Here is a 6,239-nt window from a genome sequence, read left to right as displayed (position 1 = left end):
CAGCAGTGGCGGGTCCAGCCGGATGTGTTGGCTGCCGTCATAGGTCAGGATCGCGGCGGCCACCAGCAACCGGGTGTCGCGGCTGATCTGGCCATGCAGGTCGGTGATCAGCCACCGCCCGTGCCCCGGATCCAGCAGTGCGGGAACGATCTTCTGCTCGACGGGCTGGGCGACGATGTCGCCGAGCCCGGTGCCGGCCAGCAGGTCGACCGTCCGCAGCAGCAGCGCAGGATCGCGCGCATCGACGTCGCTCAACACCGCGGCGGCATCGGCGGCAACATCGTCGGGCACCGTGCCCGGCGAGAAGCGTTGCGCCGGAACCGGAATGGGGCCGGGCTGGGACAGCCACCGATCGTCGCGGATGGCGCGGGACAGATAGACCGCCCGCGCGGCGTCCCCGATGAGCGACGCGGAGTTCGCCAGGCTGTCGGTCGCCCGCCACGCGTCGGCGGTGGTGGCGCCGACCAGGCGCTGCGTTTCGCTGTCCACGATGCGGGCCACCGCCGGGTCGGCGGCGCAGCTGGGGGTGGCGTGGGCGGCGACGGTCAGCCGCGCTTCCGGCACGGCGTCGCCCCACTCGTCGCGGTTGAGCACCGCGATCGCCATCGGCAGCGCCGGGGCCAGCCCGACATCGTCGACCCGGGCGGCGAATTCGTCGATGTCGGTCAACAGCTGCGCGGCGGACTCCGGGTCGATCAGCGCCACCTGCGCCATCGCCGACCAGGCGGTGACGGCGATGTCTTGCCCGCCGCCGGTGCGGTGGTGCTGCCCGCCCAGTTCCCCCATCGACAGCGTCTCGGTTTCGTCGATGACCAGCACCCCGTGCGGGACGTGCCCCAGATCGGCGCGGGGCATCGCGATCAGGTGCAGACCGGCCCGCAGCGAGTGCTCCAGGTCGGTGCTGCGGTCGAAGGTGGAGAAGTTGAGCCGCCGGGCGGTGCCCGGCGACATCAGAAAGCTCACCGCGCCGATCCATTGCGCGGCGGTGTCGATGGAGTCCACCCCCAGCACCACCGGCGGCCCGCCGTCGAGCGCCGCGGCGACCCCGTCCAGCAGGCCGCATAGCGTGCTGAGCCGCCAGGTGGTGGTGTCGCAGGCGAATTCGACCACGCTGTGCGCGGTGACCGCGCCCCCGTGCGCCGGGACGTCGTCGGGCAACACCGCGTCGCGGACGGCCTGCCCGCCGTAGGGGGCCAGCCACCGCGCCGAGCGCCACAGCTCGATCGGGCGGGGCGCGGCGCGGCGCGTGTCCCGGTCCAGCAGCACGTGCGCGAAGATGTTGCCCGGCCGCCCGGTGCTGTCCAACCCGGCGGGAACCGTGTGCCAGTAGGCGGCGGCGTCGTCGTCGATGCGCCGGTACGCCAGCCGGCGCGGCAACGCCTTGACCTGGTCGGGGGTGGGGTAGGCCGGCAGCGGCTGCACCGGTTCCAGCGCGGTGTGGATGCCGGACACCAGCAGGTGGGATTCGTCGGGGGTGATGTCGCCGGCGGTCTGCTTGACCTGCCATCCGCCGGCGGTGCCCACGGTGTCAAACGAGGTGTAGCTGAGCTGTCCGTACCGGGTCGTCATCGCGGCGCCATCCCGGGCGTCAGGCGCAGCGCGTCCACCGGCGGGTCCAACAACGCCAGCAGCCGCAACCGCTCCGGCGGCAGGTTGGCGAACAGCCGGATCCACCCCTGCATGCCGCGCACGTCGCCGGCCCAGACCTCGCTGCCCATGGTGGTGATCGCCGACCACTGAAACTCCTTGGAGCGCCCGGAGATCGGCCGCCCGCTCGGGTCCACCCGGAACATATCGACCGCCGACCCATCGTTGACGCTCAGCGGGATCCGATCGGGGTTGTGCACCAACACGAACGGCGGCGATCCGGTGGCGTCGGCGTCCGCGCGGGCCCGCACCGCGGCGGTCAGCGGCATCCCGGTCGGGTCCCGCAGGATCCGGACGTCGTACCAGATCCGCAGCAGGCCACGGTATTCGATCGACGCCGGGGCACCGAGCACCCGCCGGCCACCGGTGAACGCCACCGGCACCAGGTGCAGCGAGCAGCCCCGGTTGGGGAGCTCGCCGACGAACTGTTTGCCGCCGTACTTCTCGTACTCGCCCTGCGCGATCTCGTAGCTGCGCCCGGTCAGGCCCCGACTCGGGTCGTGGCCCTTGGGCGCGATGTACACCAACACCGCCGCCGCGCCGTCCGGCCAGTCGAAGGTGAGGACCTGCTTATTGCAGTACTCGGCCAGCGCGATGTCGGTGATCTGCCCGGTGCGCACCGCCGACACCGGCTTGCCGAGCCGGGCCCGGCCGTCCAACACGGTCACAGGGGTGAAGTAGGCCCGATTCCAGTCCCCGGGCCACGGCACCCCCGCCATCACCGATTTGCGCACCCCCTGCGGGTCGACGCGCTCGGCGATGGGATGGGTCAGCCGCGAATCGCGGTTCAACCCGACCTGGTCCAGCACGGATTCGTCGAGTTCGGTGGCCTGCGCGTCCGCGCTGGGCGGGTCCAGGCTGCGGAACACCAGCACCTGCCCGAACCGCGGTGTGGTCCACTCCAGGTCGAATTCGACGCCGTCGCGCTGGTTGCGCATGGTCAGCTGCAAGTCGGTGACCGGTTCCCGCACCGCCGAGACGGCCACCTCGGTTTGCACCGCCGCCGACAGCTGGACCACCCCGTCGACCTCGACCTCGCAGCGCATCCGGTACAGGTAGCGGCGGCCGCGTTCGGCGTCCGGGTCGACGAACCCGGTCAGGTTGGGTCCGGCGGCCGCGATCCGGAACGCCGGGCCGTCGCGGTCGGCGAGTTCGACCGGCACCCGGTAGACGTGCACCGCGGCCACCCCCGGCGGGGCATTCCACTGGCCGATGACCCGCCCGGAGTCCTCCCGGATCTCGAAGTCGCGCAGCGTGCCCACCACCACGCCGGCAGCGTGCAGGATCGGCTGCGCGGCCAGCGCCGCGATCATCGACGCGCCTGCGTTGACCCAGACCTGCAGGTGGCGCACCGCGCCAGAAAGCGGACGGTCGTCGGTCGCCGAGGTCGCGGCGGTGGCCGTGACCAGATCGGCTTTGTCGGGCGAGTATCCGCGGCCACCTTCGGTGCTGACCAGGCGGTAGATGACGGTGCGGGGCGCGGGGCCGCGCCCGCCGAACCGCGGCCACGACACTTCCAGGCCGCCGTGCTCCGGGTCGTCGCCGGCCCGGCGCAGCGACACCGGGGCGACCTGGTGTTGGGGCGCCGGGGCGCCGACCTTGTAGGGCGCGAAGCCGGTTTGCGGCACCACGGCGGTGGCCTTTTTCACCAGCATGGTGGGTTCGTCGGCGTCGCCGGGTCCGGCCTCCTCGGCCGGGGCGGTCGGGACCGGGCCGCTGGCCTCGGGGCCGTTGGTCTCCGCGCGCGGCGCGGCCGTGTTGGCGGCGGGTTTGTGGTGGCGGCCACCGGGTTTGGCGGCGTCCCGCAGCACCCGGGCCATCTCCTCGGCGTGCTCGGCCACCGCACCGGGCAGCATCGCCCGGATCTGCTCCACCTCGGTGCGCCCCGACCGCAGCACCAACCGGATGTGCGCCTCCTTAAAGGAGGCCGCCGACACCGCACCGCTTTCGATCAGCTCCTCGCGCCACTCCAGCAGCGCCGCCAAGCGGGGATCGTCTTCGACCGGTCGCGCGTCGGTCATCGGCGCCGCTCCTCCCCATCGCGTCGCTCTGCATCGTCGCCGGCGCGGGTCATCTAGAACACCAGCGATCCGGATTCGGGGGGCGTGTCGTCGTCGACGGCGCCGGGCAGGCGGATCTTCGTGGTGGCCTCGAACTGCACGGAATCCTCGCCCGGGGCGAACATCGCGAAATCGTAGGTGGGCAGGCCATCGCCGACCTGCACCACCACCGCCCGGTAGTCCAGGCCGCGGCGGTCCACCGCGGCGTCGTCGATGGCCACCATCGAGCGGCCGGCGGTGACCGCGGTGTCGGTGAACAACGACGCGTGGAACGGGGCGGCCGGCCCGGTGCGCTTCTGCAGCATCCCGCCGTTGAACTGGTCCGGCGACACCCGCTGCCCGGTCGCCGGCATCAGCACACCGCCGGTCAACGCCTCGGCGACCCCGCTGGCCGGGTCGTCGAACATCGCCTGGACCTGCGCCCACAGCGCGTTGGCGCCCTCGGAGCGCACCGCCCCGGCGGCGACGGCCTTCGACCAGCCGTCCAGCGGCGAACCCGAACCGGCACCGGGCATCCGGAACAAGGTGACCGGCTCGTCGCGCAGCTGGCGGCCGGCCGACTCCAGCATCCGCTCCCACGGGCCGGACAGCCAGCCGATGCCGTAGAGCCGCTGCTCCAAGGTGCGCGCGGTCGATTCGGCGTCTTGCCCCGACGGCGCGGCCACCCCGATCTGCATGGCCCGGGGCAGCCCGTCGGTCAGATGCAGCCGCGATGGCCGGGCCGGCGCCACCGGACCGAACGGGGTGCGCAGCACCTCGCCGAGCACCCGATTCCAGGCCAGCAGCTGACCGTAGGCGGCCGACAGCCGGCTGACATCCTGCAGCGCGGCCCGCAGATTGTGGTGCATCGCCTCCAGTTCGGACATCTGCGAGCGACGCAGGTTCAGTTCGGCGAACAGGTGGCGTTGCCCGATGATGAACAGGATCAGCGCCGCGACGAAGTAGATGGCGATCACCACCGCGCTCACGATCAGCGAGAACGACCAGTCGGCCCAGCCGATCCCGGCGATGATCAACAGCAGCAGCACCGCCGCGAACACGGTCCAGCCGGCGGTGAGGGTGATGGTGGAGAGCACCCGCTGCCGCCGGCGCAGCGTCTCGTCGACCGCGTCGCGGTTCGCGGTCTGCTGAATCCGCTGCACCAACCCACTGACCTCGCCACGGGCCCGGCCCAAAAAGTCCGCGAGCACCGAACCCACTTGGGCGGCGTAGCTGCGGCCGGCCCGGGCCTCCCACTCGGTCAGGTCGGAGAAGGCGCGGCGCGCCTCGACCCCGGCGGCCGGATCGGCGAAGGTGCGTTCCAGCCGGCCCTTGAGGTCCGCGGTGCCCAACACGTCGCCGCCGGCCACCGCCGGAATGCCGATGACGGCCGCCAACGAGGCCGGGATCGCGGTGAACGCGTCGGCCGCGCTGGGCACCACGTCGGCGCTGTCGTGCACGACGCCGACCGCCACCCCGACGCTGACCGGGTCGATCCCGGCGGTGCGCCGCCCGCCGTCGGCCAACGTCAGGGCGGCGTTGACGTAGTCGACCCACAGCGAGGTGAGATCGGCCTGCACCAGGTGCGCGGCACCGGGCTGTTCACCCAGCGCGGTACTCATCTGGTCGGCGCCCCGGCCGATGTCTTGCCAACTGCCCGCCTCGCCGCCGGCCACCACCGCGTACGCCGAATTCGACCCGCCGAACACGGTGTGCTGCACCGTGGTTGCCAGCACCGACTGCACCCCGCCCAGCATCCCGGACAACCAGGCCGACGGCGCGTTGCGCAGCGCGGCCCACAGGAAGGACAGAAACGTCTTCACCGCGTCGCCGATCGCGATCTGCTCGGTCTCTTTGCTGCCGATCTCCACCCGGCCGCTGCGCAGCACGTCGCGGTGTTTGGTCCACAACGCCCGCGACACCGCCTGCGCGGCCAGCGGCACGTCCTGGATGTAGACCACCGGGGTCTGGCCGCTGCGCGGCAGCGGCAGCCGGCCGGCGGCGCTGAACAACTGCAGCCGCAGCTGATCCTCCACTCCGGCGGCGTCGAGTTGGCGGTAGAAGGCGCGCACCGCACGCAGCGTCTGACCGGGCAGGATCGCCAGATCGTCGAACACCGACTTATCGATCCCGGTCCACAGCCCGGCGACCGCCGCCACCACCGGGGCGACGTATTGGGCCACCTCCAGCGGTTCGGTCAGCGGCTCCAACACCACCGACCCCAGCCCGGGCCCGGCGGAATCCTCCGGGGCGATGAGCAGGTTGTGCCAGCCCTCCAGCACCAACGCCGGGTCGTAGCCGTGCGGGCCGGCCGAGCCGCGGGTGAACAGCAAGCGCAACAAGGTGATCGGCGCGCCGACGGCGCTGGCCCGGACCACCTGCTCGAGCAGTTGCTCGACGGCGCGGGGCACCCGACGGTCGGCCGGCGCGTCGGCGGGGACCTGGGGCGCGGCCCGCAGGCGGCCGTGGCGGGGGGCGGGATGGCCCCGGTGGGGACCGCGGTGCACGCTTTGGGGGGGGGGGGGGGGTGTTGGGTGGGCAGTGTTGGGGGGG

At 72.7% G+C, this 6,239-nt stretch carries 3 protein-coding genes; all 3 read right to left on the bottom strand.

What is annotated here, in order from left to right; all coding sequences use genetic code 11:
- The coding region (locus tag BKN37_RS27880; RefSeq protein WP_479724556.1) for a GAP1-N2 domain-containing protein at nt 1-1,569 on the bottom strand (1,569 nt) is incomplete at its 3' end.
- Nucleotides 1,566-3,668: a SaeA-related protein gene (locus tag BKN37_RS16065; RefSeq protein WP_071027605.1), complete on the bottom strand. Its 2,103-nt coding sequence runs from the start codon at nt 3,666-3,668 to the stop codon at nt 1,566-1,568. The genes BKN37_RS16065 and BKN37_RS27880, both read right to left, overlap by 4 nt.
- A 53-nt stretch (nt 3,669-3,721) precedes the next feature.
- Entirely contained in the window at nt 3,722-6,193 is a 2,472-nt protein-coding gene (locus BKN37_RS16060; RefSeq protein WP_131823626.1) for a hypothetical protein, read from the bottom strand.
- Nucleotides 6,194-6,239 lie beyond the last annotated feature (46 nt).

The sequence above is a fragment of the Mycobacterium talmoniae genome, assembly GCF_001854525.1.
GTDB classification, from domain to species: Bacteria; Actinomycetota; Actinomycetes; order Mycobacteriales; family Mycobacteriaceae; genus Mycobacterium; species Mycobacterium talmoniae.
This window is presented reverse-complemented; position numbering and strand designations above follow the sequence as displayed.

Excerpts from the sequence above, each read along its gene's own strand:
- BKN37_RS16065 (WP_071027605.1), bottom strand. The coding sequence starts at position 3,668 with ATGACCGACGCGCGACCGGTCGAAGACGATCCCCGCTTGGCGGCGCTG.